Origin of the sequence: Micromonospora lupini str. Lupac 08 (genome assembly GCF_000297395.2) — a bacterium.
GTDB classification, from domain to species: domain Bacteria; phylum Actinomycetota; class Actinomycetes; order Mycobacteriales; family Micromonosporaceae; genus Micromonospora; species Micromonospora lupini.
This window is the reverse complement of sequence record NZ_HF570108.1, coordinates 6659625-6686154: the sequence shown is the minus strand read 5'-3', so window position 1 is coordinate 6686154 and position 26530 is coordinate 6659625. Positions and strand designations below refer to the sequence as shown.

The following is a 26530-nucleotide window of genomic DNA, read 5'->3' as shown; positions in this document are numbered from 1 at the left end:
ACGAGGCCCACCCGGCGAGCGGCGAGCCGGCGAGCGCGGGAGTCCCGCCCACCGGCGGCGGCGGTCCGGCGGTGCCGGATCGGCCCGGGGACCAGTGGGACCGCAGGGTCGCGAACGGACTGGCGTTCCTGCGCCGGCGGCTGGCCGGCGACTACGAGGTCGACGAGTTCGGGTTCGATCCGGAGCTGACCGACGCGGTCTTCCACCCGCTGCTGCGGCTGCTCTACCGGGATTGGTTCCGCACCGAGGTCAGCGGGGTCGAGCACGTCCCCGTCGACGGGCCGGCGCTGGTGGTCGGCAACCATTCGGGCACCGTGGCCCTGGACGCGTTGATCCTCTCGGCGGCGTTGCACGACAAGCACCCCGCCCACCGCTACCTGCGCCTGCTCGGCGCCGACCTGGTCTTCCGGATGCCTGTGGTGTCGGAGATCGCCCGCAAGACCGGCGGCACGGTGGCCTGCAACCCGGACGCCGAGCGGCTGCTCGGCGGCGGTGACCTGGTCGGTGTGTTCCCCGAGGGGTTCAAGGGCATCGGCAAGCTCTACGCCGACCGGTACAAGCTGCAACGGTTCGGTCGGGGCGGCTTCGTCTCGGCGGCGCTGCGCACCGGTACGCCGATCGTTCCGGTCGCGATCGTCGGCGGCGAGGAGATCTACCCGATGCTCGCCGACATCAAGCCCCTGGCCCGGCTGCTCAAGCTTCCGTACTTCCCGGTCACGCCGACCTTTCCCTGGCTCGGGCCGTTGGGCATGGTGCCGCTGCCCAGCAAGTGGCTGATCGAGTTCTGCCCGCCGATCCCCACCGCGCACCTCACCGACTCGGCGGACGACCCGCTTGTGGTCTTCAACCTCGCCGACCAGGTGCGGGAGACCATCCAGCAGACCCTGCACTCGCTGCTGGAACGGCGACCCGACCCGTTCGGCCCGTAGAGTCAGCCGGCGCGCCGGCGGCGCTGCAACGCCAGGCCGGCGGTGACCGCGCCGGCGACGAGGCCGGCCGCTGCCGTCGACGGTACGGCGATCTTCACGGCGCGACGACCGGTGCGGAAGTCCCGCACCTCCCAGCCGTGCTCCCGGGCCTGCCGCAGCAGGGTGCCGTCCGGGTTGACCGCCACCGCCCGGCCCACGGCGGAGAGCAGCGGCAGGTCGTTGGCCGAGTCGCTGTAGGCCGCGCAGCGGCTCAGGTCCAGCCCCTCCACGGCGGCGAGCTGGGTGACCGCCTCGGCCTTCGCCGGCCCGTGCATGAGGTCGCCCACCAACCGCCCGGTGTACGCCCCGGCCCGCACCTCGGCCACCGTGCCGATCGCGCCGGTCAGGCCGAGTCGGGTGGCGATCACCCGGCCGATCTCCACCGGGGCGGCGCTGACCAGCCACACGCGCTGACCGGCGTCCAGGTGGCGCTGGGCGAGCTGCCGGGTGCCGGCCCAGATCCGGGGTGCCATCAGCTCGTCGAAGATCTCCTCCGAGAGGCGTTCCACGTCGTCCACCCGCCATCCCTCGACGAAGGCGAGCGCGGCGTCCTTCGCCTGGGACATGTCGCCGGCGTGCTCGCGGGCGAGCAGCCGGAACCGGAGCTGCTGCCAGGCGAAGCGGGCCAGGTCGGCGGTCGTGAAGTAGTTCCGGGTGGCGAGCCCACGGGCGAACCAGTAGATCGACGCGCCCTGCATCATCGTGTTGTCGACGTCGAAGAACGCCGCGGCGGCCGGGTCCGGTGCGGGTGGGGTCACCGGGGCCAGCTCGGTCTCCACCCACCCGGCGGTGTGACCGTGGGCGTCGGTGCTGACCGTCACCTTGCGGCTGCGCGCCACGCGACTCCCCTCCTGACCAGGTACGACGGATGCCTCCAGCGAGGGTATCCGGAGCGCACGGTCGACCGGCCGGACCACAGGGAACTGTGGCCCGGCCGGTCCGGCGTGCGGTATGAGGGGGAGTGCCCGGGCTGGCGGGTCAGCGCTCGCCGGGGCAGGTGGTCGGGGTGGGGCCGAGCGCGTCGCTGCCGGTCGGTGCCGGCAGGCCGCAGGCGATCGCGGCGCGCACCGAGTCCGAACGCTCCCGGATGCTGTCCAGCAGTGCCAGCGACCGTCGGGTCCGTTCGCGGTCGGCCCGGCTGGCGCCGTCGAGCAGGTTGGTCACCGCCCGGCGCTGGCTGGCGACGAACGTGTTGACGGTGTCCAGGCTGGCCGGCTCGGCCCGCTGCACGGCGGCGGCGGTGAGCAGGCGGACACCCTGCCGGGTGTCGGCGTCCATGTCGTCGAGGACGGCGCTGTAGCCGATGCGGTCGCCGCGCAGCTCGGCGGCTTCGCCGAGCCTGGTCCGGGCGAAGTCAAGGAACAGTTGGCCGCGGCTGATGTCCGAGCTGGCCAGGGCGAGTTGGGCCCGCTCGGTGGAGCGCTTCATGCCGTACAGCGCGTCACCGGGAACGGCGTTCTCGCTGGCGGCGGAGATCCCGGAGACGGCGATGGCGCCGGCGGCGATGCCGACCAGGATCGCGCCCCGGGCGCGGGCCCGCCGGGCGGTGACCGCGGGCAGCAGCGAGCCACGGCTCGTTGCCGCCGCCCGCGGGGCAGCCGGCTCGGCGGTCGCCGGGGTGACGCCCATCCCCTCGCGCTCGGCGGTGGCGAGCAGCATCGCTCGCAGGCCGGTGCGGAAGTCGGCTGTCACCTCGGGGGTGGGGGGATCGACGCTGAGTCGCTGGCCTACTGCGACGAGCGGGGCCAGTTGGCTGTCCACTCGGGACCGCACGTGGTGCCGCCGGCCGCCGTTGGCCTCGTCGAGAAGCTGCGCGAAGCGCTCGGCGCGCCGGCGGGAGAAGAGGATGTCGTCCACCGCAGGCACCTCCTCTCGCTGGTCACGGCCGGTCGGCCGCCATTGTTACCAGCGACCGGGCGGCGGTGTGACACCACGGAGGTGAGGCGCCGCCCGGCGTGCCGGTCGGACCTCGGTGCCCCGGGCCTGCCGGGGCGACCACCGGTCGCACCCGGAGAAACGCGGCGGACCGGGCACGGGTTACGGGCCTGGCGGGGCCGAAATCACAGAAAGTGATCGGTATCACCGGGTATGACCGGCCCTGAGCTGCCCAGACATTGATCGACGTACGTCGGTCCCGCTGGCGAGAATCACGGCTGGAAGCCGTCGGGCAGAAGCCGGGCCAGCGCGCGAACGGCCCGGTACTGCAGGGCCTTGATGGCACCCTCGTTCTTGCCCATCGTGCGGGCGGTCTCGGCGACCGAGAAGCCCTGGAGGAACCGCAGCACGATGCACTCCTGCTGCTCCGGGTTGAGCTGCTTCACGGCGGTGAGCAGGGCGACGTTGGTGATGTGTTCGACCACCGCGGCTTCCGGGCTGCCCTCCGGGCCCCGGTCCTCGCGGTCGGCGTCGAGCACGTCGCCGGTGGTGACCTCCAGCCGGTACCGGCCGGACTTGAAGTGGTCCGCGACCAGGTTGCGGGCGATCGTCACCAGCCAGGCGCCGAGATCGCGGCCCTGCCAGGTGAAGCTGCCGATCCGCTTGAGGGCACGCAGGAACGTGTCCGAGGTGAGGTCCTCGGCGAGCTGACGGTTGCCGACCCGGAAGTAGACGAACCGGAAGACGGTGTCCACGTACCTGTCGTAGATGAGGCCGAACGCCTCGGACTCGCCGGCCTGCGCCCGCTCGACGAGTGTCCACACCTCGGTGGCCGGGTCGGACGGGTCCGGACGGCTGGGGAAGCCCGTCGGGGTGGTCGGGGCGGCGGCCGGGACCACCGGGATCACCGCCGTCTCGCCCGCCGCCGGATCGGTGGCGGGTGCCGGAGCGTCGCCGACCCGACGGCCCTGGGAGGGCATGGTCGGTCGGGTCGGTGCGGCGACACGGCCACCCGTCGGCATCGCGTTGCCACCGGGGGCCGCCGGTCTTGGTGGTGGCTCGTTGGTGTGCGGGCGGTTGCGGGTCCGCTGGGCGGCGTTGTCACCGCGCGTCGCGGCGTGCGGCTCGCCCAGCGGCGCGCGGGCCGCCGGTCGTTCGTTCATGGGGGAGCGGGGCGTCTGGCCGGTCAGGCCGACCGGGCGTTCCGCGTATCCGAAGGCGGTCACCGCGCGACCCCCGTCCCGTTGGTCGCCGGCCGGGCCGGTTTACGGGTCGTTGGTGCGGACCGACCGGGCAACCGGTCGGGTAGGACGGTTCCGGGGTGTGCCGACGGGCGGCAGTTCCCCTTGAGGTGCTGGTCCAATGCGCTCACAGGCACGGGGGCCTCCTCGGGCTGAGGGGTGTCGACTCACGGCAAATGGGGTGAGCCGACCCGAGTGATAATAGGGCCAACGTCACCCGCGCGTGCCAAGTCCGTTACACAGGGCGGAAGTATTTCCCGCCGTGTCGCACCGGTGGCGGACCCGTTGTCCGTCGTGTGCGTTTGACTTTGACCCGGGCCGGTGTTCCAGGGTGGATCCCCAGGTGGGGAGCAGTTTGGCCGATCGGCCGCCCTGTCCGGGCCGGCCGCCGCGCGGGCGGGGCCGAAGCGTCGGTCGGGCCCGCCACCCGTCCCGCCGGCCGGACCGGACGGGAACGCCTACGGCACCGTGACTGTCCCGTTGACGGGACGCCCGGGGGCCCACGCGGCCCGACCGTCGGGCGTGGCCTGTCGACAGCCGCTGTGCCAGACTCGACGACCGTGCAGGACTTCTCGGCAGACCCCGCGCCGAACCTCGCCGACCGGGTCCGTCGGGCGGCGCTCGACCACGGCGACCGGCCCGCGCTGTACTGGCGGGAGGAGCGCCGCACCTGGTCCGAACTGGACGCCGCCGTGACCGCCGTCGCGTACGGCCTGGCCGCCGCCGTGCCGCCCACCGACCCGGACGGCACGCCACCCCGGGTCGCGATCGCGCTGCACAACACCCCCGACTTCGTGATCGGCTGGCTCGGCGCGCTGCGAGCCGGACTGGTCGCGGTCCCGGTCAACCCCGGCTTCACCGCCCCGGAGCTGCGGCACGTGCTTGCCGACTCCGGCGCGTCGGTGCTCATCGGCACCGAGCGGGTCCGCGGCCTGGTCGCCGAGGTGGCCGCCGACCTTCCCGCGCTCGCCGCCGTGCACGACACGCCGCCGACCGCCGACGCGTCCGGTCCGCGCCCCCGTCCGCGCCGGGGCGGCGACGACCTCGCCGTACTGCTCTACACGTCCGGCACCGAGGGCCGTCCGAAGGGCGCGATGCTCTCCCACCGTGCGCTGCTGGCAAACCACGACCAGGTCGACGCGATCGAGCCGCCGGTCGTCGGGCCGACGGACACTGTTCTCCTCGCGTTGCCGCTGTTCCACGCGTACGGGCTCAACTCGGTGCTCGGCGCCGTCGTCCACCACGGCGCCACCGGCGTGCTGCTCGACGAGCCGGGGCCCACGGCGGGGCTGGCCGAGGTCGCCCGGCACCGGGTCAGCGTGCTTGTCGGCGTACCGTCGATGTTCCTGGCCTGGGCCGACGCCGACGCGGTCCGCGCGGCGACCGCGTCGGTGCGCGTGGCGGTGTGTGGCGCGGCGCCGCTGGAGCCCGCGGTCGCGGCGCGCTTCACCGAGGCCACCGGCCATCAGGTGCACGTGGGGTACGGCCTCACCGAGACCGCGCCGGTGCTCACGTCCACCCTGGTCGGTCCGGTGGCCAAGGCCGGCTCGATCGGCCGGCCGTTGCCCGGTGTGGAGCTGCGCCTGGTCGGTCCGGCGGGGGAGGACCTGTGGCGCGACGGCCAGGCGGTCCCGGACGACGACCCGGACGAGCTGGACATCTCCGACGTCGCCCCGGGCACCGACCCGGGGCAGATCGTGGTCCGCGGGCCCAACCTCTTCGCCGGCTACTGGCCCGACGGTCGGGGCGGCCCGGACGCCGACGGCTGGTGGGGCACCGGCGACGTCGCGTACGCCGACTCCGACGGCGACCTCTTTCTCGTCGACCGGCTCGGGGAGTTGATCCTGGTCAACGGGTTCAACGTCTATCCGCACGAGGTCGAGCTGGTGCTCGCCGGGCACCCCGGGGTGGTCGAGTCGGCGGTACTGGGTGTGCCGCACCCGCGAACCGGCGAGACTGTGCGGGCGTACGTGGTGCCGGTGCGGGGCCGACCGGTGACAAGCGAGGAGCTGCTCGCCCACTGCGCACGTAACCTGGCCCGGTTCAAGTGCCCGACCACCGTCGAGTTCGTCGACGACCTGCCGCACTCGGCGATCGGCAAGGTACGCAAGACCCAACTCCGGTCGGCGACGCCGACCGACCGCACGGAGGTAACCGATGGCCAGTGACGCCCGACTCGCCCTGATCACCCGACCCGGCTGCCACCTGTGCGACGACGCCAAGGCGGCGCTCGACCGGGTGGTCGCGGTCACCGGCGACAAGTGGGTCGAGTGGGACGTCACAGGCGACGAGGGGCTGGAACGGGAGTACGGCGACCGCCTCCCGGTGGTGCTGCTCGACGGCAAGGAGCACGGCTACTGGCGGGTGGAGGAGGAGCGGCTGCTGCGGGACCTGACCACCCCACAGCTCTGAGCGGTGCCTATGGTGCTCTGATGACCCCTGCGCACTCCCACCTGGTCTGGGACTGGAACGGCACCCTGCTCAACGACCTCAGCCTGGTGGTGGCCGCCACCAACGCCGCGTTCGCAAGCGTGGGCGGGCCGACCGTCACCCTCGACGAGCACCGGACGCGGTTCCGTCGCCCGATCGCCGACTACTACGCCGAGGTGCTCGGCCAGGCCGTCGACGACGACGCGTTCGGCCGACTGGACCGGATCTTCCACGACGCGTACCGCGACGGGTTGACCACCTGCGAGCTGGCCGCCGACGCGCAGACCGCGATGGCCGCCTGGGAGGGCAGCCAGAGTCTGCTCTCCATGTGGTTCCACGAGGAGCTGGTGCCCACCGTGCACACCTTCGGGCTGACCGGCCACTTCGCCCGCGTGGACGGGCTGCGGGCCGCCGTCGGCGGTGACCGCAAGGCCGAGTCGCTCCGGCGGCACCTGGCCGAGCTGGGCGTGGACGGCAGCACTGTGGTGCTGATCGGCGACTCCATCGACGACGCGGACGCGGCCCTCGCCGTGGGCGGCCGGGCGGTCCTCTACACCGGCGGCTTCACCGACCCCGCCCGGCTGCGCGCCTCCGGCCACCCGGTCGCCGACACCCTCACCGACGCGGTGGCTCTGGCCGCCCGGGAGGTCAGTTCCGCAGGTAGGTGAGGACGGCCAGCACCCGCCGGTGCTGCTCGGTGTCCGGCGGGAGGGTGAGCTTGGTGAAGATGTTGCGCACGTGCTTCTCCACCGCGCCGTCGCTCACCACCAGGGCGCGGGCGATGGCCGTGTTCGACCGGCCCTCGGCCATCAGGGCGAGCACCTCCCGCTCGCGCGGGGTCAGCTCGCTCAGCGGGTCGTCGCGGCGTCGGCGGGCGAAGAGCTGGCCGACCACCTCCGGGTCGAGCACCGTGCCGCCGCCGGCCACCCGGCGCAGCGCGTCCAGGAACTCGTCGATCGCGGCCACCCGGTCCTTGAGCAGGTAGCCGATGCCACCGCCGGCGCCGCCGGTGGTCGCCAGCAGGTCATCGGCGTACGACACCTCGACGTACTGGGAGAGCACCAGGATCGGCGTCCGCGGCACCAGCCGGCGTGCCTCCACCGCCGCCCGCAGCCCCTCGTCGGTGTGCGACGGCGGCATCCGGACGTCGACGATCGACACGTCCGGCCGGTGCTGCACCACCGCCTCGACAAGCGCGTCACCGTCCCCGACGGCGGCCACCACCTGGTGCCCGCTCTCGGTCAGCAGCCGCACCAGCCCCTCCCGGAGCAGGACGGCGTCGTCCGCGATCACGATGCGCATGGTTGTGGTGTCTACCACGTCCGGCCCGCCGTCCGGGCTCGGCGCGGTGCCCGGGGGGTCACAGCGGAAGCTCCGCACGGATCTCGGTGGGCCCGCCGCTCGGGCTCACCACGGCCAGCTCCCCGCCGGCCGCCCGGACCCGGTCGGCGATGCCGGCCAGCCCGTGGCCCTTGGCGAGGTGAGCGCCACCCTGCCCGTCGTCGCCCACCCGCACCTGGAGCTGGGTCTCCTGGCGGGCCACGGCGACCACGGCCTCGGTGGCCCGACTGTGCTTGGCGATGTTGGTGAGCGCCTCGGCCACCACGAAGTACGCGGTGTTCTCCACCGCCGGGTCGAGCCGTCCGCCCGGCGTACCGAGCTGCCGGTCCACCTGGAGCTCGATGGGGATCAGCCCACGGCCGGCGAGCGCGGCCAGGGCGCTGGGCAGACCCCTGTCGACCAGGATCGGTGGGGCGATGCCCCGAGACAGCGCCCGCAGCTCGGCAAGCGTCTCCCGGGTCTGGGTCACCGCCTCGTCGATGGTCCGGCCGGCGGCCTCCGGGTCGGAGGCGAGCTGCATCCGGGCCCGGCTGAGGTCCATCGCGAGCCGGACCAGGCGCTGTTGGGGGCCGTCGTGGATGTCGCGTTCCAGCCGGCGCAGCGCGGACGCCTCGGCGGACACGGCGGCCCGCTTCTGCTCCTCCAGCACGGTGATCCGGTCCCGCATCTCGGCGACCCCGGTCAGCAGGGCCTTGCCGAAGCTGGCCTGGAGAAGCGCGCAGCCCCGGGCCACGATCGGCAGCGTGATCAGGAAGAACACCCCGATCGCGGTGGTCACCCCGATCCGGGCCGTGGTCGAGTCACCCAGGCCGAGCAGCTGGGCCAGGTCGCTGTCGTCCCTGCCGTGCGGCAGTGCCCAGTCGTACACCCAGTAGAGGGAGCCGGCGGCCGCGGCGATCCACCAGGCCAGCGTCAGCGCGAAGGTGACCACCGCCACGATCACCCGCAGGATGCCGTGCGCCAGATCGAGCCAGGACTGGGCGTCGCGCATCGGCAGGAAGATCCGCCGCCAGGCGTTCGCGCCCGCCTCGGGCAGTCGGTAGTGCGGTCGGATCCGGGGTTGCCGCAGCACGGCGGGCAACCGCAGTCGCTCGATGTCGGCCAATCCGCGGGCCGCGTACAGGGTGCCGCTGAGAATCGGCAGGCCGATCACGGTGACCACCAGGCCGACACCGGCCACGAGGCCCACGACGAGGACGACGAAGCTGGCCACCGCCAGGGGGAGGCCGAGCAGCACGTACCCGGAGTCGACGAAGAGCTGGCGGGGGATGCTCGGTGCCAGCGTCGGATGGTCGCTGGCGGTAACGGCGGTCATAGCCCACAGGCTAGGCATCCGGGCTCCGTGTCCCCATCCCGAAGCCCCGCCTCTCCCCCGTAGTGCTGTCCCTACCGCCGCCGTGACCAGGCCCGACAGCCGGCGGGACCGGGCCGACACGGGATTGGTCAGAGAAGTCGGGATTGAGCAATAATCGCCGCGGGCGGCGGGCGTGCGAGGCCGCTCAATCGATCTTGTGGAATGGAGGGGCTGGTGGGGTCGCGTCCCGGAGCGACAAGATCGCGATTTGTGCACGTCTTCACAAGCGCCTACTCTGTAGTTCCGACGCGCCCTGCTAGCACAGCCGGCAACCTCGGTCGCCAGCGGGAGTCCATAAGCGGCCCACCAGCGGAGTTGGCCGAGGATCGCACCGCACGGAGTCTCATGAGTCAGCACCGTCAGCCAGGTGCGCCCGGCCGCGCCGGTGCCGTACCGGCGCTCCCGGATCTTCCCGAGGCGACCGTCGCTCGGCTCCCGGAATACCTGCGCGCGCTGCACAACCTCGCCGACGCCGGGCACGAGACGGTCTCCAGCGAGGGCCTCTCGGCCGCCGCCGGGGTCAACTCCGCCAAGCTCCGCAAGGACCTCTCCCACCTCGGCTCGTACGGCACCCGGGGCGTCGGCTACGACGTGGCGTTGCTGATCGAGCAGATCGAGTACGTGCTCGGGCTCACTCAGCGTCGCGCGGTCGCCCTGGTCGGCGTGGGTAATCTCGGTCACGCCCTGGCCGGCTACGACGGCTTCGCCAGCCGGGGCTTCCGGATCGCCGCACTGCTCGACGCCGATCCCTCCCGGGTCGGCGAGGAGATCAACGGCCTGGTTGTCCGGCATGTCGACGAGCTGCCGGCGGTCGCAACGGAGGAATCCATCGCGATCGGCGTGATCGCCACCCCGGCCGCGGCGGCCCAGCGGGTCGCCGATCAGCTGGTCTCGGTCGGCGTGACGAGCATCCTCAACTTCGCGCCGTGCGTACTCTCTGTTCCGGAGGGGGTCGACGTGCGCAAGGTCGACCTCGCCATCGAGCTGCAGATTCTGTCCTTCCACGAGCACCGCAAGGCGTCGCTGACCGCGCTGCCCGCCACCGGCGGGTCCGCTCTCACCGCCCTGCCCGGCGGGCTCGCGGCCACCGACACCCAGGAGGCGATCGGCACGTGAAACTGCTCGTCGTCGGCGCGTCCTACCGGACCGCCCCGGTCGCCACGCTGGAGCAGCTGGCCGTGCCCCCCGCCGACCTCACCCGCACCCTGGACCGCCTGGTCGCCCAGCCGTACGTGAGCGAGGCGGTGCTCGTCTCCACCTGCAACCGGGTGGAGGTCTACGCCGCCGTGTCCGGTTTCCACGGCGGGCTCGGCGACATCTGCGCCGTCCTGGCCGAGCAGGCCGGCAGCCCGCCGGCGGCGCTCGCCAGTCACCTCTACGTGCACTACGACACCGCCGCCGTGGACCACGTCTTCCGGGTCGCCAGCGGCCTGGACTCGATGGTCGTGGGCGAGGCGCAGATCCTCGGCCAGCTGCGTGACGCGTACCACTGGGCCACCGGCGCCGACTCGGCCGGCCGGCTGCTGCACGAGCTGATGCAGCAGGCGCTGCGCGTCGGCAAGCGGGCGCACGCCGAGACCGGCATCGACCGGGCCGGCCAGAGCGTCGTCACCGCCGCGCTGGAGTTGGCCGCCGGGCACCTCGACGGCGACCTCGCCGGCCACCCGGCCCTGGTGATCGGGGCCGGCGCGATGGGGTCGCTCGGGGTGGCCACGCTGTCCCGGCAGGGCGCCGGGCCGCTCACGGTGACCAACCGCGGCGCCGACCGTGCCGTCCGGCTCGCCGAGTCGTACGGGGCGGACGCCGCGCCGATGACCGAGCTGGCCGCCACGCTCTCCACAGTGGACATCGTAGTGGCCGCCACCGCGTCCACCGAACCGGTCCTCACCCGGGCGGTGGTCAGCGCCGCGCTCGCCGAGCGGGACGCCTCGCGGGGCCCGCTGGTCCTGCTCGACCTGGCCGTCCCCCGCGACGTCGAGGAGGGCGTCGCCGACCTGCCCGGCGTCGAGGTGATCGACATCGACCGGATGGCCGCGCTGCTCGCCGACGGTCCGGCCGCCGCCGACGCCGCCGCCGTCGAGCGGATCGTGCTCGGCGAGGTGGAGGGCTTCCTCACCTGGCTGCGCGGCGCCGACGTGGCGCCCACCGTGGCGGCGCTGCGCGGTCGCGCCGACGACGTCGTCACCGCCGAGCTGCGCCGCCTGGCCCAGCGTCGCCCCGACCTCGGTGACGACCTGCGGGCCGAGGTGGCGCGCACGGTGCACCGCGTGGTGCAGCGACTGCTGCACCAGCCCACCGTCAAGGTCCGCCAGCTCGCCGCCGAGCCCGGTGGCGACCAGTACGCGGCCCTGCTGCGCGAGCTGTTCGACCTTCAGGTGCCGCAGACCTCGCCGGTGGACACCGTCCCCGACGTGTTGAGCCCCGACCTCGGCGCGGCACTGCCCGGCGCCGAGCCGGTGACCGGCGCCGACACCGTCGAGCCGACCCCGCCCGCCGGAGGTGCGCGATGACCGCTCCCCTGCGCCTCGGCACCCGCGGCAGCACCCTGGCGATGGCCCAGTCCGGCCAGGTCGCCGAGGCGTTGACAGCCGCCACCGGCCGCCCGGTCGAGCTGGTCGAGGTGGTCACCGCCGGCGACCGCTCCAACGCGCCCGTGCACCGGCTCGGCGTCGGGGTATTCGTCTCCGCGCTGCGTGACGCGCTGACCGCGCGGACGATCGACTTCGCCGTGCACTCCTACAAGGATCTGCCCACGGCCGGCGCCCCCGGGCTGCACATCGCGGCCGTGCCGGCCCGACAGGACCCGCGCGACGCGTTGATCGCCCAGGGCGGCCGGACGCTCGCCGAGCTGCCGCCCGGTGCCACCGTGGGCACCGGCGCGCTGCGCCGCATCGCCCAGCTGCACGCCCTCGGCCTGCAACTGGAGGTCACCCCGGTCCGCGGCAACATCGACACCCGCCTGGCGCGGGTGCTCGGCCCCGACGCGGATCTCGACGCGGTCGTGCTGGCCCGGGCCGGGCTGGCCCGGATCGGTCGGACCGACGTGATCACCGAGACGCTCGACCCGATGCTCATGCTGCCCGCGCCCGCCCAGGGCGCGCTGGCCGTGGAGTGCCGGGCCGACGATCAGGACCTGGTCGAGCTGCTCGGGACGCTCGACCACGCACCGTCGCGCTACACGGTCACCGCGGAGCGCGCGTTGCTGGCAACCCTGGAGGCCGGGTGCACCGCACCCGTCGCCGCCTATGCGGAACTCGCCGAAGGTGACGCCGGCGATGAGATCTACCTGCGCGGGGCGGTGATCAGCCCGGACGGCACTCGTGACCTTCGGCTGTCCCGCACCGGAACGCCCGCCGACGCGGCGGAGATCGGTAAGGCACTCGCCGCCGAACTCCTCGAACTCGGCGCCGACTCGATCCTCGGCCACCAAGGACACACCGGCCCGGGGACCCAGCAATTTGGGAGCACAGAATGACCCGCACCCGTAAGCCCGTCGGCCGTATCGCGTTCGTCGGGGCGGGACCCGGCGACCCGGGCCTGCTGACCCGCCGGGCGCACGACGCCCTGGTCGACGCCGACCAGGTGATCTACGACCGGGGAGTCCCGGAGTCGTTGCTCTCCGTCGTTCGCGCCGAGGCCAGAGACGACGCCGAGTTCACCCCGGCCGAAGGCGCGCCGGGGGACGTGGCGAAGGTGCTGATCTCCGCTGCCCGGTCCGGGCTGAACGCGGTGCACCTGGTTGCCGGCGACCCGTTCGGCCACGACTCGGTGGTCAAGGAGGTGCAGGCCGTGGCCCGCACCGCCGCCCACTTCGAGGTGGTGCCCGGCGTCGGCCAGGCCGAGGGCGTCGCCACCTACGCCGGGGTTCCGCTGCCGGGTGTGCGTACCGCCGCCGACGTCGAGGACGTCAGCACGCTGGACTTCGAGGCGCTTGCCGCGGCCGTCGGTCGGGGTTCGCTCGCGCTCGCGGTGGACGCCGGTGACCTCGCCGCCGTCCGGGACGGCCTGCTGGCCGCCGGGGTCGACGGCACCACAGGTGTCGGCGTGACCGGCGACGGCACCGGCGAGACCCAGTACACGACCACGTCGACCGTGGACAGCTTCGTGGCCGCCGCGCTCGGCTTCACCGGCCGGGTGGTGCTCACCGTCGGCGCGGGTGTGGGCCAGCGCGACAAGATGAGCTGGTGGGAGAACCGCCCGCTGTACGGCTGGAAGGTGCTGGTGCCCCGCACCAAGGAGCAGGCCGGCGCGATGAGCGCCCGGCTGCGGGCGTACGGGGCGATCCCGTGCGAGGTGCCGACCATCGCGGTCGAGCCGCCGCGCACCCCGGCCCAGATGGAGCGGGCCGTCAAGGGCCTGGTCGACGGCCGGTACGCCTGGGTGATCTTCACCTCGGTGAACGCGGTCCGCGCGGTCTGGGAGAAGTTCGCCGAGCACGGCCTGGACGCCCGGCACTTCGGCGGCGTCAAGATCGCCTGCATCGGTGAGGCGACCGCCGACGCGGTCCGCGCGTTCGGCATCCAGCCGGAGCTGATCCCCGCCGGGGAGCAGTCCTCCGAGGGGCTGCTGGCCGAGTTCTCGCCGCACGACGAGATCCTCGACCCGGTCGGCCGGGTGCTGCTGCCGCGCGCCGACATCGCCACCGAGACGCTCGCCGCCGGGCTCACCGAGCGCGGCTGGGAGGTCGACGACGTGACCGCGTACCGGACGGTGCGGGCCGCGCCGCCGCCCGCCGAGATCCGCGACGCGATCAAGTCCGGCGGGTTCGACGCGGTCCTCTTCACGTCCTCCTCCACCGTGCGGAACCTGGTCGGCATCGCCGGGAAGCCGCACGCGCGGACCGTTGTTGCCGTGATTGGGCCCAAGACGGCGGAGACCGCGACGGAGTTCGGCCTTCGGGTCGACGTCCAGCCACCGCACGCCTCGGTGCCCGACCTGGTGGAGGCGCTCGCCGCCTACGCCGTCGAGCTGCGCGAGAAGCTGGCCGCCATGCCGGCCAAGCAGCGCCGTGGCTCGAAGGTGCAGGGGCCGACCGCCCTCCGCTTCCGGTAGTCGTCTTCAGGAGGGCCCTTCCATGTCGTACCCCGAGATCCGGCCCCGCCGCCTGCGCCGCACCCCGGCGATCCGCCGGCTGGTGTCCGAGACCCGGGTCGACCCGGCCGAGCTGGTCGTGCCGATGTTCGTCAAGGAGGGGCTGACCGAGCCCCGGGCCATCGGGTCGCTCCCGGGGGTGCTCCAGCACTCCCGGGACTCCCTGCGCAAGGCGGCCGCCGAGGCGGTCCAGGCCGGCGTCGGCGGGATCATGCTCTTCGGGGTGCCCGAGCGGCGTGACCCGACCGGGTCCGGCGGCATCGACCCGAACGGCATCCTGAACGTCGCCATCCGCGACGTCGTGTCCGAGGTGGGCGACAGCACTGTCGTGATGAGCGACCTGTGCCTGGACGAGTTCACCTCGCACGGGCACTGCGGCGTGCTCACCCCCGGCGGTGAGGTGGACAACGACGCCACCCTGGCCGCGTACGCCGAGATGGCGGTGGCCCAGGCCGCCGCCGGGGTCCACATGGTCGGGCCGTCCGGGATGATGGACGGCCAGGTCGGCGTGGTCCGCCGGGCGCTCGACGCCGCCGGCCACCAGGATGTGGCGGTGCTGGCGTACGCGGTGAAGTACGCCTCGGCGTTCTTCGGCCCGTTCCGGGAGGCGGTGGAGTCGGCGCTGGAGGGTGACCGACGCGCCTATCAGCAGGACCCGGCCAACCTGCGGGAGTCGCTGCGCGAGGTCGAGCTCGACGTCGCCGAGGGCGCCGACCTGGTGATGGTCAAGCCGGCGCTGCCCTACCTCGACGTGGTGTCGGCGGTGCGGGCCGCGGTGGACGTCCCGGTCGCCGCCTACCAGGTCTCCGGGGAGTACGCCATGGTCGAGGCGGCCGCCGCGAACGGTTGGATCGACCGGGAGCGGGTCATGCTGGAGACGCTCACCTCGATCAAGCGGGCCGGGGCGCAGATCATCCTCACCTACTGGGCGGTCGAGGCCGCCGGTCTGCTCCGCCAGCGCTACTGACCGACGCGGCGGGTCCCGCCGGGGTGGTCGCCTCGTCGGCGCCCGCGACGGCGGCCGGAAGTCGCCGGCTGGTCAGCCAGGCGAGCGCCAACAGCACTGCCGACACCGCCAGCGCGAGCCGGGTGGCCTGCGCCAGGTCCGGCGCGAGGCCGAGCCGGCTCGCCGGGTCGAGCCGGTTGGCCGCCGTGATGCCCCCGCCTTCCAGGCTCGGGGCGAGCCGGTCCGCCAGCCAGGACAGGGCGGCCGCGATCAGCGCGGTGCCGGCCGCGACCGAGGTGTGCGACACAGTGGTGAGCAGCGTGGAGCCGGACGGCAGGTCGTCGGGCGGGAGCGATCGGCTGGCCGCGGTCATCGTCGGCATCAGCGTCGCGCCCATGCCCAGGCCGATGACCGCACCCAGCGTGGCCAGCAGCGGGTACGAGGTGTCGGCGTCGAGCACCAGCACCCGGGCCACCGTGCCGGCGACCGCGGTGGCGATGCCGAGCCCGACGACCCGCCGCGCCGAGACATGGTCGACGAGCCGGGTCGCGACCTGGAGCATCAGCCCGGTGGTAAGCGCCTGCGGGATGCCGATCACCCCGGCCAGGGTGGCCGAGTCACCGCGTACCACCTGCACGTAGGCCGGGATGATCAGGAACGAGCCGAAGTAGCCGGCGGCGAAGAACGCCACAGTGGCGGCACCTCCGGCCATCCCCGGGGCGCGCAGCACAGCCAGGTTCAGCAGTGGCTGCCGTATCCGGCCGGCCCGCCAGGCGAACGTGACCACCAGCAGGGCGCCGAGCGCGAGCGGCAGCAGCACGGACGCGGTGACGACCCCGCCCCGCTCGCCGGTGACGCTGAGCCCGTACACCGCCAGCGCCAGGCCGGGGCAGAGCAGCAGCAGCCCGACGACGTCCAGCCGGACCGGTGGCCGTCGCGGGTCGGCGACCGGCAGCACCGACCGGCCGAGCAGCACCGCCAACAGCCCCACCGGCAGGTTGATCCAGAAGATCCACCGCCAGGACGCGTGATCGAGCAGCAGCCCGCCCAGCACCGGCCCGATCAGGGGCCCGACCAGCACCGGAAGGCCGAGCAGGCTCATCATCCGTCCGCGCCGTCCGGGCGGCACCGCGGCGAGCGCGACGGCCATCCCGACCGGGTTGAGCAGCCCGCCACCCAGCCCCTGGAGCACCCGGAACGCGATGAGCGATCCGACGCTCCAGGCCGCCCCGGCCAGCACCGACCCGGCCGTGAACAGCAGCAGCGCGGTCAGGTAGGTGCGGCGGGCACCGAAGCGGCCGATCGCCCAGGCGGCGGTGGGCATCACCGCGACCAGGGCGAGCGCGTACCCGCTGGTTACCCAGCCGATCGTGGTGAGGTTGGTGTCGAGGTCGTCGACCAGCTTCGGCAGGGCCACCACGGTGACCGTGGTGTCGATCACCGCGAGCAGGCCGCCCAGGGTCAGGTACCAGCCGAGTCGTCGCGCGGACGCGTCCATGTCGCGGCTCAGGGCCGGACCCGGCGGGCGGCGCGCAGCGCCTCGGCCCACCAGGCCAGCTCGCTCAGGGTGGCGTCGGCGGCCTGCCGCAGCGGCTCGTCGTCGACAAGCCGACCGGTGTCGTCGAGCCGCTCCCAGGGTGCCCGGAGCACCACCCCGGAGCGCGTCGTGGCGGCCTGCACCTCGGCGAAGACCAGCCGGAGCTGCTCGACCGCGCGGATGCCGCCGGAGCCGGCGCCGTACGACACGAAGGCCACCGGCTTGCGGGCCCACTCCCGGTAGTGCCAGTCGATGGCGTTCTTCAGGGCGGCCGGGAAGCTGTGGTTGTACTCGGGGGTCACCACCACGAACGCGTCGGCGGCAGCCAACCGGGCACTGATCGGGCTGGCCGCATTGCCACCCGGAGGGGTGTCGGCGAAGGGCAGTGGCACCTCGGCGAGGTCGACGAGGTCCAGGTCGAGGTCCGTGCGGCGACCGGCGTGGGCGACGAACCAGTTGGCGATCGAGCGGCCCACCCGGGGTTGACGGACGCTCCCGACGAGCACGGCGACGGTCGGCGGTGCGGTGTCCTCTTGCGTAGTCATGTCTTGGACGCTAAGACTTGAAGTAATGGTGAAGTCAATGGCGGCGGGGGAGTGGCGATGGGCACGTTGACGGTCGGCGAGGTGGCCCGGGAGAGCGGAGTCAGCGGTTCTGCCGTGCGGTTCTACGAGCGGCAGGGCCTGATCACGGCTGCCCGCACCGGCGGCAACCAGCGGCGCTTCGACTCCGACGCGGCCTGCCGGATCAGGGTGGCGCGTGTGGCCCAGCGCATCGGCCTGACCGTCAACGACATCCGCGACCTGCTCGCGGCTCTGCCACCCGACCCCGAGCTGGCCGACTGGGAGGGTCTGCACACTCGGCTGACCGCCGAGGCCGAGCGGCGCATCCGTGACCTGCACGCGGCCCTCGACGACATCCGCTCCGGCCGCCGCCTCTGTGACCTCTGATCCGGCCCGGTCCGCAAGCCGCCGTCGCCCGCCCCCGTTGCCGGCCGCCGTTGCCGGCCGCCGTCGCCCCCCGTTGCCGCCGCCGCCCGCCGCCCGCCGCCCGTCCCCGCCCGCGTCCGGACGGTCAGGGCAGCTGCCCCGGCTGGTCGACTATCGCCATCCGCGTGACGGCGGTGCTCGTGTAGAGCGACTCCTTGCCGTCGCGTACCAGGACATCGCGGTCGCCGAGGTAGGCGTGGGTCTCCCGGTCGAAGATCAGGTCGATGTGGGCACCGATCACGCCCGGCGTCCGCAGCGCCACGCCCCGCCGGCCGGCGGCGTCCCGAATCTCACCGCGCAGCACGGTGGCACCGGGCACCCGGGCCATCGCCTGGAACAGCGCGCCGCGTGACTGCGGCGGCACGTAACCTCCGAGCATCCACTTCCCGTCCCCGAAGATCGTCGTGGGGTCGTTCCTGATGGCCTCCAGGTCCGCGCCGGCCGGCAGGTCCAGGATGACTGGGTGATCCCGCAGGTACTGGGCCATCTGCTCCGGCTCGGTGGGTAGGCCCTGGTAGTAGCCGGGCGGCGGGGACAGGTCCGAGATGTCGTCGGTCCGCCACTCGTCGGGGCGGCTCTCCAGCCGTCGCCGCTGCTGCCAGGACGTGCCGTCGCCGACCGGCACCCAACGCTGGAGCCGCTCCTCGACGTACGAGCCGGACACCGGTCGCTCCCGGTAGGTCAGTCGCATTTCGACGAACAGGAACTGGCCGGGGCGGGCCACCAGGTCGGGCTGCTGGCGGGCCGACTCCGCGGCCTCGGTCAGGATCTCGGCCGCGCTCGCCGTCGGTGGGGCGTCGCCGAGCGTCTGGGCCAGCAGCCCGCCGATGGTCAGCAGGGCGACCAGCGCACCGACGCCGGCCAGCCGCCAGCCCGGTGCGCGCCACCGTGCGCTCCGGCGGGTGGTACGGGCCGGAGGCGCGATCGACGCCGCGTCGGCGGTCCGAGTCGTGATGTGTTCCCGTAGCTCGGTGAGGAGTCGTTCCTCGAAGGCGCCCAGTGGCTTCTCGGTGTGGGTCATGGTGCTCATTCCTCCGGTCAGACCAGCGCGGATTCGGACGTGGCGAGCGCGAGGCGTACCGCCCGGCGGGCCCGGTGCACCCGGACCCGTGCGGCCACCGGGGAGATCCCGAGCGCGCCGGCCGCGTCGGTCAGGGACAGTCCGTCGACGGCGACGAGTTCCAGCAGGGCGCGCGTGTGTTCCGGCAGGCCGTCGAGGGCCCGGTAGGTGCGGCGGGCCAGCGATTCCGCGTCGATGCGCTCCTCGATCCGGGCGATGTCGTCGGCGTCCAGCAGCCGTCGTCCCGCCACGCGACCGCTGGCCCGTAGGAGTCGGGTCGCCCGGCGGTGTTCGGCCGCGATGACGTTGCGGGCCACGCCGAAGAGCCAGGCCCGCTCGTTACCGCGCTCGGGCCGGTAACCGGCTGCGGAGTCGATCACCGCCAGGAACACCTCGGCCGTGAGGTCCGCGGCGGTGTGTGGGTCGTCGACGCGGCGGGCGACGAACCGGCCGATCGTCTCGACGTGCCGACGGTAGAACCGCTCGAACGCCGCTGGGTCCGTACCGATGGCGGTCAGGTCGTCCCCGCCGGGGCTCGGGCTGTTCACAGGCCGTCCTCTCGTTGGCCGTCCTTACACCCCTTCATTGGCCCGGCGGCGACGCGGCGTTACATCCGCTGGCCGAGGAGGTCCGGTACCCCTCTGCGCGCCCTTTGCTCTGCTTCAACGGACGCAACTGTTGGAGTCCAAAAGTGTTGCGTCCGTTGAAGCAGAGCAAAGGATGCCAACGATGCCCTGCCCCCGCCCCCGCCTCGCCCCGCCGCCGCCGAGGGCCTGCCCGCCCCGGGCCTGCCCGGCGCGGCCCGGTCCTCGGGTCATCCACAGGTTTGTCCACAGGGGTTGAGTCCGGGTCCTGACGCCGGGGATGGTGGTGAGATGGCGTCGGCGCTCGAAGCTCCTCCTCCCCCTGGCCCCACCGTCGGTCGGTTCCCCATCGCCGGCCTGGTTCGCCGTGCACGTCGGATCGTGGGGCTGAGCCAACATCGGCTGGCCCGCTTCGCCAGGGTGTCACCATCGACGGTCGGGCGGGTCGAGGCGGGCAGTCTGACACCGAGCCTTGCGGTACTGGAACGCCTGCTCGGCGCGGGCGGCCTCTACCTGGTCGTGGTGGATCAGGAAGGCCGGATCGTCCAGCCGATGGGCGACCGGGAAGACGTCCACGACGGTGCGGGTCGGCGTTACCCCTCGCACCTCGACACCATCCTCGACCCCGAGCCGGGGGAGTGGTGGGGAGATCTCTACGGGCTGGCCCGGCCTCCGGAGACCTACCATCGCAGTTCTGTCGATCGGGAGGCGCGACGGCGGCGCAGCCAGTGGGAGGTGCGAGTGGCGCAGCACCGACACGTCCCGCCCCCGCCACCAGTCCGCGAGTACTACTGAGCCCCGCCTCGATCGGCCGGGGCGAACGACGAGCGGCCCGCCGCCCGGGGAGAAACCCGGACGGCGGGCCGCTGACGGCGCCTGGCGGATCAGTCGTCGTTGGTGATCGTGCCGACCGCCAGCGGGTCCGCCAGCCGCAGGCCGGGCACGCCGGCCACCAGCAGCGTCAACCTCTCGTCGGCTTCCCGCTTCCGGTCGCCGCGCACGGTCACCGGGAACGCCACCGACGTCTGGCCGGCGGCCAACACCCGGCAACCGGCGTACGCGTCGAAGTCCGAGCCTGCCTGAGCCGTGAGCCCCACGGTTGCGGCGCAGAGCAGCACCGGCTGGGACAACGGCCGCGACACGGTTGCCGTGAAGGTGAGCTGCCGGGTGCCCTGGTCGCCCTCGGCCACTGTGGTGTCGGCGACGGTCAACGACGCCCGGGACCGGAACCTCGCCACCTGCGGGTCGTGGTCGCTGGAGCCCCGCGACCCGTCACCAGTGAACTCGGCCGGCCAGTCGGCGTTGACGTGCGCCGCCCGCACCTGCACCAGGTCACCGTGGAGCGCGTCGTTGACGAACAGGTGGTCGAGCGTCTGCGCCTGCCCCTCGAAGCTGTACGAGTAGGCCGACGCCGGCACCTCGGCGACGAGGGTGTCCCACAGGTTGTGCAGACCGGCCTCGTAGAGCGGGGCGAGCTGGTCCGACGGCGTCGGCTGGGCGCCGGTGGCGATGGGGTCGTCCGGGCGGGGGAAGACGTTCAGGTCCCCGCCGTACACCACCCGGGCGCTCTGGTCGGCGGCCTCGATCGCGGTGACGATCGCCGCTCCGTACGCCGCCTGCTCCCGCCGCTGCCCGATCCGGCCGTCCGGACCGGAGGAGTAGTGGTTGCTCAGCGCGTACAGCGTGAACCGCTCGGTCGAGCCGGGCGCCGCGGCCACAGTGAATTTGCCCAACTGGGGGGCGCGGGTGAAGACGTTGTTCCCGTCCTTGCCTGTCGACGTGTCCACGTCGGCCGGCAGCACCGCGTTGAGGGCCTTCGGGTTCTGCACGTCGGCGTTGCCCGGCAGTCCGGGTGCCCGGTACTTGACGGTCGGCGCCGAGCCCAGCAGCGGGTCGTTCGCCGTCGCGGCCGCCAACGACAGCCGGTCCGTGCGGTACAGGAACGCGGCGGTGATACCGCGGGCGTCCGCGCCGGTCCGGTCATAGGCAGCGGCGTACGCCGGCCCGCCGGCCGCCGCCACCGCGAGCGCCAACTCCTGGATGCTGTCCGGAGCGCCGTCGGCGTTGTTGGTGTCGCCGCAGGCCAGCGCCGCCCCGGCGACCGTGCAGATGTCCTGGTCCTCGGCCTCCTGCACCAGGATCAGATCGGGCGCGTGCAGATCGGAGACGATCTGGTCGGCGAGCGACGTCAGGTGCTCGCGGTAGTCCGCCTCGCTGCTCGGCACGTAGTCGAACGGCGGGTCGACGCCCGGGCAGCCGGCGTTACCGGTGAAGTCGCAGCCGTCGAACGGGTCGTCGCGGTAGTCGTACAGGTTCTCCACGTTGTACGTGGCGACCGCGACCTCCTGGGAACGGTCGGCCGGCTTCGGCGGGTTGTTCTTCGACGGGTCGGCCCCGGCGTCGAACTCGGCCCGCTCGACCTGCACGCCGTACTTCTCGAACGAGTAGTAGACGCCGCCCACCGCGTCCGCGCGCAGCGTGTCGAAGGTGTGCGCCGGCGGGAGCAGCGCCGTGCTGTCACCGGCGGTGCCCTTCACGCCCATGCTGCCGAGCAGGATGCGCTGGCCGTTGCCGTCGTCGAAGCGCCGGGTCGGGTCGTTGTCCAGCGGGTGCGAGTCCCGGAAGACCCGCCGGGCGTACGGGTCGGCGCGGTCCAGCAGCGGGTCGTCCCGGTCGACGACCCACAGCTCGGCGTCGGCCGTGGACGAGAAGACGTCGCGTCCGCTCACCGCGCCGCTGCCCGCGCGTACGCGCAGCCGGGCGCCCTCGTGGCGCTCCCAGAAGCGCTGCGCGTCGGCAAGCTCGACCGGCGGCACCGCGTCGGTCACCGTGACCGTCGTGTCCACGTCCAGGCCGGTGGCGATCCGGCGGACCAGCGACGCGCCGGAGAGCTGCGTGAAGTTGTAGTACTCCGACACCCGGGCCCGGAGCACCACCTCGTCGCCGACCGTCGGCACGTAGCCGCCGATCAGCGACGTGAACGCGCCCATGAACACGAAGATGCCGTCGGAGCTGGTCGGGTCACCGTCGGTGTCACCGCTGCGGCTCTGCAGGAAGAACCCGTTCTGCTCCGCACCGGCCGACGTACGGGCCAGCGTCAACTGGGTGATCACGCCACGGACGTCGTACATCGTGCTGCTGGTGCCGTTGCCGCTCGCCGGTGCGAGCGGCGACCGGTCGGCGGGGCCGGACTCGGTGTCGGTGGTCGGACCCTGCACCTCGCCGACGGTCAGCTCCCGGGTCACCTGCACGGCCAGCGCGCAGCTGGCGGTGCCACCGTCCGCGTCGGTCGCGGTCACGGTGACGGTGTACGCCCCGGCGGCGAGGTCGGCGCTCGCGCCGACCGTGGCGCGGGCGGTGCCGCCCACCTGCTCGGCCGGGGTGAGCGCGGTACGGGTGATCGAGCCGGAGGTGGGGCTCGGGCTGACCGCGGTCACCGCCAGGTCGACGATCGTGTCGTCGGGGTCGGTGGCGGACACCTCGCGGCTCGCGGCCGTTCCCGAGGCGGTGACCAGCGGCCCGCCGCAGGTAAGCGTGGCCGGCGCGTCGGTCGGGCCACCGCCGTCCACGGTGTGTGAGCCGAGCCCGTCGAAGGTGTCGACCGGTAGACCGGCCCACTGTGCGGCGGGGTCGAACGCGTCCGACGGGTCGGTGTCGCCAGCCGTCACCGAGGGCAGCCGGCGCAGCGTGTTGTCGGCCGTGCTGGTCGCGCCGGCGCCCCACTCGGTGCCCGGGTCGACGCCCACCTGGCCGATCGAGTCGAGCACGGTGGCGCCCCGGCGCAGCACGATCGCGTCGTCGCCGTTGAACAGGCTCGCCCCGGTGGTCTGGTCGGCCTGGGCGAGGACGGCCGCCCCGGCCGACGCGCTGGCGAACACGAACACGTCCCCGGCGGCCACGTTCCCGGCCAGCGCGATGGTGGTCGCCGTGGTGGCGCCGTTGAAGTAGAGCTGGAGCTGGTAGCCGCCGGCGGTGAGGTCGACGGCGGCGCCGGTGCCGTTGAACAGCTCGATCGCCTTGTTGTTCGACGAGCCTTCGACGTACTCCGAGATGAACAGGTCGGTGGGCGCGGCGCTGGCCGCGGTGGGTGTGACGCCGAGGGCCGTGACGGTCACTGCGGCGGTGGCGATCGCGAGCGCTGCTGTCGTGCGGCGCGGGCGCATAGGGCCTCCACGATGGGTGGATGGGAGTCAACGCACGTTAAGGTGCGCAACCGTCCATCGTCCATCCCCCACCGGACAGTTTCGTGAACTTCCTCAGCGGGGCTGGTCGATGCGGTGCACCAGCTCGGCGACGTCGACGCTGTATTCGCACCAGTCCCGGTCGGGCCGGTAGCCCAGCTCCGCGTTGACCTTGAGCATCGCCTCGTTGGCCTGGGCGTTCCAGGTCTGCACCTCGGCCAGCTCCGGCTCGGCGGAGCGCAGCTCCAGCAGCATCCGCGCCTTGATCGCCCGATCGATGCCGTAACCCCGGTGGTCCTGCGCGACGATCGTGTCGTACTGGTCGGCGCGGGTCGGGTGCTGCGCCGGCACCACGACCTCCGTCAGGCCGGCCACCTCGCCACTCTGCTCGTGCCGGGCCAGCACGATGTACGGCTTCATGCCCCGCCGGTGCAGGGTGTCCAGGCTGTCCCGCAGCCGCTCCGGGTCGTACGAGCTGGGACGCAACTCGCCGTCGTCGACGTCGCGCACCTCGGCCTTGGCCCGCGCGTACGACTCGATCAGGTCGTCCGGTGGCCCACCGGGGTAGAACTCCAGGTGGTAGCCCGCGCCGATCCCACTGGCCATCTCGGTCAGCTCGACCCAGTCCACCGAGGTCAGGTCGAGTACGCTGCGCGTCTCCACGTACTCCCGGGTGAAGCCGAGCGACTCGTAGAAGCCCACCGCCGGCGTGTCGCCGACCACCTCGACCCCGATCGACTGGAAACCCTCCTGGTAGACGCGGCGGGCCGCGCGCAGCACCAGATCACGGCCGAGACCGTTGCGTCGTACGGAGGGGTGCACCAGCACCTCGAGCACCCCGATGTCGCCGAGGAGCAGCACGTGGACCTGCCCGAGAACGGTGCCGGTCTCGCCCGGATCGCCCGGCTCGGCCTGGGCGAGCCAGGAGATCCGCCGCTCACCGGGCATGACCTCGCCGAGATATTCCCGCAGGGAGGTCTCCCGCCATGGCGGGTCCTGCGGCAGGTCGGCAGCCAGCACCGCGTTAAGCGCGGTCAGCAGCGACGCGATCTCGGCGGACGAGGCGGTCCTGGGGTCCCACTCGCGCACCATCACCCGTCTAGCTTGCCGCTAACGGCTGCTCGGGGGAAGTGTCCAGTTCTCCAATGTACGCGGACGATCACATCACGTGCGGCTGGCCCGTCCGTACCGGTCAGCGGTGTTGTAGACGGCCTGGGCGTACCGGCGTACATCGTTGTAGGACAGGATCGCGTTCCACCAGTCGCCCGGGATGCTGAGGTTGCGGCCGCCCTTGCACAGGTAGTTGCCGGCCGCCAGAGCGGCGTCGTCCAGGTCGTGCGGGTCCTTGACGCCGTCCCCGTCGGCGTCCGCGCCGATCTCCTGCCAGGTCGTGGGGATGAACTGCATCGGCCCGATCGCGCGGTCGAAGGTGCTGTCCTTGTCGAGGGCACCGCGGTCGGTGTCGATGATCCGCATCCGGCCGCCGTTCCCGTCCAGCGGCAGCCCGATGATCCGGGGCAGCGCCTTGCCGTCCGACCCCAACCGCGCGCCGTTGACCGAGCCGTGCCCGGACTCGACCTGGCCGATCGCGGCCAACGTCGTCCAGCTCAACGCGCAACTGCGGTTGGTCTGGGCGAGCATCAGCTCGGCGTATCCGTACGCCTGCACGGCCGTCGCAGGGATGTTGACCTTGGCCGCGACCTGCTGCGCCCAAGCGGCCAGGGAGTCCGATGGACGGCCGCCGGCCGTCGGCCCGACGGCCGGCCCGGTCGGTATGCCACCGCTCGGGAACGCTCCGGTGGGGAGCGGCGCGGTAGGCATCGGCCCGGTGGGCAGAGGGCCGGTGGGCTGCGGGTCGAGCGGCACCGCCGGCGGCAGAGCCACTGTCGGCGCCGCCGTGACGTCGGCCGCCACCGGTCGGGACCCGCGGATGGTCGCCGGGACGAGCAACGCCCCGGCCGCGGCGGTCGCGGCCACCAGGGTCAGCAGGAAGACCCCCGGGACCGTGAGTCGACCGCTGGGTCGGCGGGCCCAGGCACGGGTCGCCCGGGCGGCGGTCACCGCGGCCTGACGTGGCGGTGGCAGACGTACGGCGTGTGCGAACGGCACCCGCCGCCGACGACCACGTTCGGGTGCCGGCACTACTGCGACACCGTCCACCCTGGTCGCCGTCAGGTCGCCGCCGGCGGCGCCGGCCGCGATCGTGGCCGTCGCGGCGTCGCCCTTCGGGCCGTCGGCCTTCGGGCCGTCGCCCTTCGGGCCGTCGGCCTTCGGGCTCTCGGTCTTCGCGGTGTCGGTCTTCGCGGTGTCGGTCTTCGCGGTGGCACCCGCCGCGATCGTGGCCGTCGCGTCGTCGCCCTTCGGACCGGCGACCTTCGCGTCGTCGGTCGTCGCGGTGTCGCCCTCGGCGTCGTCGCGCTTCGGGCTCCCGGGCTTCGCGTCGTCGGCTTCGGCGTCGTCGCTTTCGGCTTTCGCATCGGCGGCGTCGACGGTTGGGGCGTCCCCGGCGGCATCGACCGTTGGGTCGGCCGCGTCGGCGTCGGCGGTTGGGGCGGCCGCATCGGTTGGGACGGTCGGCGCGGCGGCCGTGGTGTCCGAAGAGGTCTTCGCCGCGGTGAGGTCGCCGCTGGCGGTGTCTCCCGGCTGGTCACCGGTCTTGGCGCCGACGCTCGGCGGGACGGCCGCCGTGGTGGTCACGGGCGCCGCGGGGGTCCTGGTCTTCGCGTCGGTCGTGCCGCCGCTGAGCCAGGGCCGGCGGGGGCGGGGCACCGCCGCGGGCACCGGATCCGGCGCGGCACCCGACTCGGCCAGCGGCCCGTCCAGCGGCGCGGCCGGCCGGAGCGGTTGCACACGCGTCTTGTCCTCGCCGTCCACCACCCGTCGAGTATCACTCATCTCCCCGGCAGGCGGCAGGCCCACGTACCCTGGTCGTC

At 73.4% G+C, this 26530-nt stretch carries 23 protein-coding genes; 11 read left to right on the top strand and 12 right to left on the bottom strand.

Annotated elements, in window-relative coordinates:
- Positions 1 to 71: 71 nt before the first annotated feature.
- Positions 72 to 929, top strand: coding sequence for a lysophospholipid acyltransferase family protein (locus MILUP08_RS31710; protein ID WP_007465609.1), 858 nt, complete (start codon positions 72 to 74; stop codon positions 927 to 929).
- Between the two features lie 2 nt (positions 930 to 931).
- Here MILUP08_RS31710 and MILUP08_RS31705 read toward each other — a convergent pair whose 3' ends face one another.
- The 3 genes from MILUP08_RS31705 to MILUP08_RS31695 form a co-directional block, all read right to left on the bottom strand.
- Positions 932 to 1807, bottom strand: a complete 876-nt coding sequence (locus MILUP08_RS31705) for an HAD family hydrolase (protein WP_007465607.1) — start codon at positions 1805 to 1807, stop codon at positions 932 to 934.
- A gap of 139 nt (positions 1808 to 1946) precedes the next feature.
- The gene (locus MILUP08_RS31700) at positions 1947 to 2834 is read right to left on the bottom strand and encodes a DUF5667 domain-containing protein (RefSeq protein ID WP_193376591.1); all 888 of its coding nucleotides are present in this window, start codon (positions 2832 to 2834) and stop codon (positions 1947 to 1949) included.
- Between the two features lie 281 nt (positions 2835 to 3115).
- On the bottom strand, positions 3116 to 4069 hold the full coding sequence (locus tag MILUP08_RS31695; protein WP_007465604.1) for an ECF subfamily RNA polymerase sigma factor, BldN family: 954 nt from the start codon (positions 4067 to 4069) through the stop codon (positions 3116 to 3118).
- Between the two features lie 575 nt (positions 4070 to 4644).
- Between MILUP08_RS31695 and MILUP08_RS31690 the strand changes: the two genes are divergently transcribed.
- Genes MILUP08_RS31690 through MILUP08_RS31680 form a run of 3 tightly spaced genes read left to right on the top strand, consistent with a single transcriptional unit; the run spans position 4645 to position 7182 of the window.
- Positions 4645 to 6252 (top strand): AMP-binding protein, encoded by a 1608-nt coding sequence (locus MILUP08_RS31690; RefSeq protein ID WP_007465602.1) that lies wholly within the window; start codon positions 4645 to 4647, stop codon positions 6250 to 6252.
- A complete protein-coding gene (locus tag MILUP08_RS31685) occupies positions 6242 to 6496 on the top strand; it encodes a glutaredoxin family protein (protein WP_007465600.1) in 255 nt (84 codons plus the stop codon). The genes MILUP08_RS31690 and MILUP08_RS31685 overlap by 11 nt, the downstream gene beginning before the upstream one ends.
- A 20-nt stretch (positions 6497 to 6516) precedes the next feature.
- Positions 6517 to 7182 carry an HAD family hydrolase gene (locus tag MILUP08_RS31680; RefSeq protein ID WP_007465598.1) on the top strand — a complete coding sequence of 222 codons (666 nt, stop codon included), beginning with the start codon at positions 6517 to 6519 and terminating at the stop codon, positions 7180 to 7182.
- Here MILUP08_RS31680 and MILUP08_RS31675 read toward each other — a convergent pair.
- Positions 7163 to 7816: a response regulator transcription factor gene (locus tag MILUP08_RS31675; RefSeq protein ID WP_039906988.1), complete on the bottom strand. Its 654-nt coding sequence runs from the start codon at positions 7814 to 7816 to the stop codon at positions 7163 to 7165. The genes MILUP08_RS31680 and MILUP08_RS31675 overlap by 20 nt on opposite strands.
- A 58-nt stretch (positions 7817 to 7874) precedes the next feature.
- Positions 7875 to 9170 (bottom strand): sensor histidine kinase, encoded by a 1296-nt coding sequence (locus MILUP08_RS31670; RefSeq protein ID WP_039906986.1) that lies wholly within the window; start codon positions 9168 to 9170, stop codon positions 7875 to 7877.
- 384 nt (positions 9171 to 9554) lie between these two features.
- Here MILUP08_RS31670 and MILUP08_RS31665 point away from each other — a divergent pair, with 384 nt between their 5' ends.
- From MILUP08_RS31665 to hemB, 5 genes are read left to right on the top strand one after another with little or no spacing between them, the layout of a single operon-like run.
- Complete coding sequence (locus tag MILUP08_RS31665; protein WP_007465592.1) at positions 9555 to 10325, top strand: redox-sensing transcriptional repressor Rex; 771 nt, start codon at positions 9555 to 9557, stop codon at positions 10323 to 10325.
- Entirely contained in the window at positions 10322 to 11719 is a 1398-nt protein-coding gene (locus MILUP08_RS31660; protein ID WP_007465590.1) for a glutamyl-tRNA reductase, read from the top strand. The genes MILUP08_RS31665 and MILUP08_RS31660 overlap by 4 nt, the downstream gene beginning before the upstream one ends.
- Entirely contained in the window at positions 11716 to 12684 is a 969-nt protein-coding gene (gene hemC, locus MILUP08_RS31655) for a hydroxymethylbilane synthase (RefSeq protein ID WP_007465587.1), read from the top strand. Before MILUP08_RS31660 ends, hemC begins: the two co-directional genes overlap by 4 nt.
- Positions 12681 to 14261: a bifunctional uroporphyrinogen-III C-methyltransferase/uroporphyrinogen-III synthase gene (locus MILUP08_RS31650; RefSeq protein WP_007465585.1), complete on the top strand. Its 1581-nt coding sequence runs from the start codon at positions 12681 to 12683 to the stop codon at positions 14259 to 14261. Before hemC ends, MILUP08_RS31650 begins: the two co-directional genes overlap by 4 nt.
- Positions 14262 to 14283: 22 nt before the next feature.
- A complete protein-coding gene (hemB, locus tag MILUP08_RS31645; protein ID WP_007465583.1) occupies positions 14284 to 15267 on the top strand; it encodes a porphobilinogen synthase in 984 nt (327 codons plus the stop codon).
- On the opposite strand, the gene MILUP08_RS31640 is transcribed toward hemB, so the two are convergent.
- Both MILUP08_RS31640 and MILUP08_RS31635 read right to left on the bottom strand, forming a co-directional pair.
- Entirely contained in the window at positions 15218 to 16744 is a 1527-nt protein-coding gene (locus MILUP08_RS31640) for a DHA2 family efflux MFS transporter permease subunit (protein WP_007465581.1), read from the bottom strand. The two genes, hemB and MILUP08_RS31640, sit on opposite strands and share 50 nt — an antisense overlap.
- A gap of 8 nt (positions 16745 to 16752) precedes the next feature.
- Positions 16753 to 17328, bottom strand: a complete 576-nt coding sequence (locus MILUP08_RS31635; RefSeq protein WP_007465579.1) for an NADPH-dependent FMN reductase — start codon at positions 17326 to 17328, stop codon at positions 16753 to 16755.
- A 57-nt stretch (positions 17329 to 17385) separates the two neighbouring features.
- Here MILUP08_RS31635 and MILUP08_RS31630 point away from each other — a divergent pair, with 57 nt between their 5' ends.
- Positions 17386 to 17733, top strand: a complete 348-nt coding sequence (locus MILUP08_RS31630) for a MerR family transcriptional regulator (protein ID WP_007465577.1) — start codon at positions 17386 to 17388, stop codon at positions 17731 to 17733.
- A gap of 124 nt (positions 17734 to 17857) precedes the next feature.
- Here MILUP08_RS31630 and MILUP08_RS34075 read toward each other — a convergent pair whose 3' ends face one another.
- Together MILUP08_RS34075 and MILUP08_RS31620 are read right to left on the bottom strand one after the other, a co-directional pair.
- Positions 17858 to 18793, bottom strand: a complete 936-nt coding sequence (locus MILUP08_RS34075; RefSeq protein ID WP_007465575.1) for a CU044_5270 family protein — start codon at positions 18791 to 18793, stop codon at positions 17858 to 17860.
- Positions 18794 to 18810: 17 nt separating this feature from the next.
- Positions 18811 to 19380, bottom strand: a complete 570-nt coding sequence (locus MILUP08_RS31620; protein WP_007465572.1) for an RNA polymerase sigma factor — start codon at positions 19378 to 19380, stop codon at positions 18811 to 18813.
- A gap of 327 nt (positions 19381 to 19707) precedes the next feature.
- Between MILUP08_RS31620 and MILUP08_RS31615 the strand changes: the two genes are divergently transcribed.
- Positions 19708 to 20211 carry a helix-turn-helix domain-containing protein gene (locus MILUP08_RS31615; RefSeq protein WP_051065854.1) on the top strand — a complete coding sequence of 168 codons (504 nt, stop codon included), beginning with the start codon at positions 19708 to 19710 and terminating at the stop codon, positions 20209 to 20211.
- 89 nt (positions 20212 to 20300) lie between these two features.
- Here MILUP08_RS31615 and MILUP08_RS31610 read toward each other — a convergent pair whose 3' ends face one another.
- From MILUP08_RS31610 to MILUP08_RS35035, 3 genes are all read right to left on the bottom strand, one after another.
- Positions 20301 to 23579 (bottom strand): lamin tail domain-containing protein, encoded by a 3279-nt coding sequence (locus MILUP08_RS31610; protein ID WP_007465564.1) that lies wholly within the window; start codon positions 23577 to 23579, stop codon positions 20301 to 20303.
- Positions 23580 to 23672: 93 nt separating this feature from the next.
- Positions 23673 to 24689: a GNAT family N-acetyltransferase gene (locus MILUP08_RS31605; protein ID WP_039906983.1), complete on the bottom strand. Its 1017-nt coding sequence runs from the start codon at positions 24687 to 24689 to the stop codon at positions 23673 to 23675.
- Positions 24690 to 24761: 72 nt separating this feature from the next.
- Positions 24762 to 25934, bottom strand: coding sequence for a lytic transglycosylase domain-containing protein (locus tag MILUP08_RS35035; protein WP_237747310.1), 1173 nt, complete (start codon positions 25932 to 25934; stop codon positions 24762 to 24764).
- Between the last annotated feature and the right edge of the window lie 596 nt (positions 25935 to 26530).

Bases quoted from the DNA above. Each gene is read 5' to 3' on its own strand.
- MILUP08_RS31630 (WP_007465577.1), top strand. From the start codon at position 17,386: ATGGGCACGTTGACGGTCGGCGAGGTGGCCCGGGAGAGCGGAGTCAGC.
- MILUP08_RS31665 (WP_007465592.1), top strand. From the start codon at position 9,555: ATGAGTCAGCACCGTCAGCCAGGTGCGCCCGGCCGCGCCGGTGCCGTA.
- MILUP08_RS31680 (WP_007465598.1), top strand. From the start codon at position 6,517: ATGACCCCTGCGCACTCCCACCTGGTCTGGGACTGGAACGGCACCCTG.
- MILUP08_RS31650 (WP_007465585.1), top strand. From the start codon at position 12,681: ATGACCCGCACCCGTAAGCCCGTCGGCCGTATCGCGTTCGTCGGGGCG.
- hemC (WP_007465587.1), top strand. From the start codon at position 11,716: ATGACCGCTCCCCTGCGCCTCGGCACCCGCGGCAGCACCCTGGCGATG.
- MILUP08_RS31640 (WP_007465581.1), bottom strand. From the start codon at position 16,744: ATGGACGCGTCCGCGCGACGACTCGGCTGGTACCTGACCCTGGGCGGC.
- MILUP08_RS31610 (WP_007465564.1), bottom strand. From the start codon at position 23,579: ATGCGCCCGCGCCGCACGACAGCAGCGCTCGCGATCGCCACCGCCGCA.
- MILUP08_RS31670 (WP_039906986.1), bottom strand. From the start codon at position 9,170: ATGACCGCCGTTACCGCCAGCGACCATCCGACGCTGGCACCGAGCATC.
- MILUP08_RS31685 (WP_007465600.1), top strand. From the start codon at position 6,242: ATGGCCAGTGACGCCCGACTCGCCCTGATCACCCGACCCGGCTGCCAC.
- MILUP08_RS31635 (WP_007465579.1), bottom strand. From the start codon at position 17,328: ATGACTACGCAAGAGGACACCGCACCGCCGACCGTCGCCGTGCTCGTC.
- MILUP08_RS31675 (WP_039906988.1), bottom strand. From the start codon at position 7,816: ATGCGCATCGTGATCGCGGACGACGCCGTCCTGCTCCGGGAGGGGCTG.
- MILUP08_RS31605 (WP_039906983.1), bottom strand. From the start codon at position 24,689: ATGGTGCGCGAGTGGGACCCCAGGACCGCCTCGTCCGCCGAGATCGCG.
- hemB (WP_007465583.1), top strand. From the start codon at position 14,284: ATGTCGTACCCCGAGATCCGGCCCCGCCGCCTGCGCCGCACCCCGGCG.
- MILUP08_RS34075 (WP_007465575.1), bottom strand. From the start codon at position 18,793: ATGACCCACACCGAGAAGCCACTGGGCGCCTTCGAGGAACGACTCCTC.
- MILUP08_RS31615 (WP_051065854.1), top strand. From the start codon at position 19,708: ATGGCGTCGGCGCTCGAAGCTCCTCCTCCCCCTGGCCCCACCGTCGGT.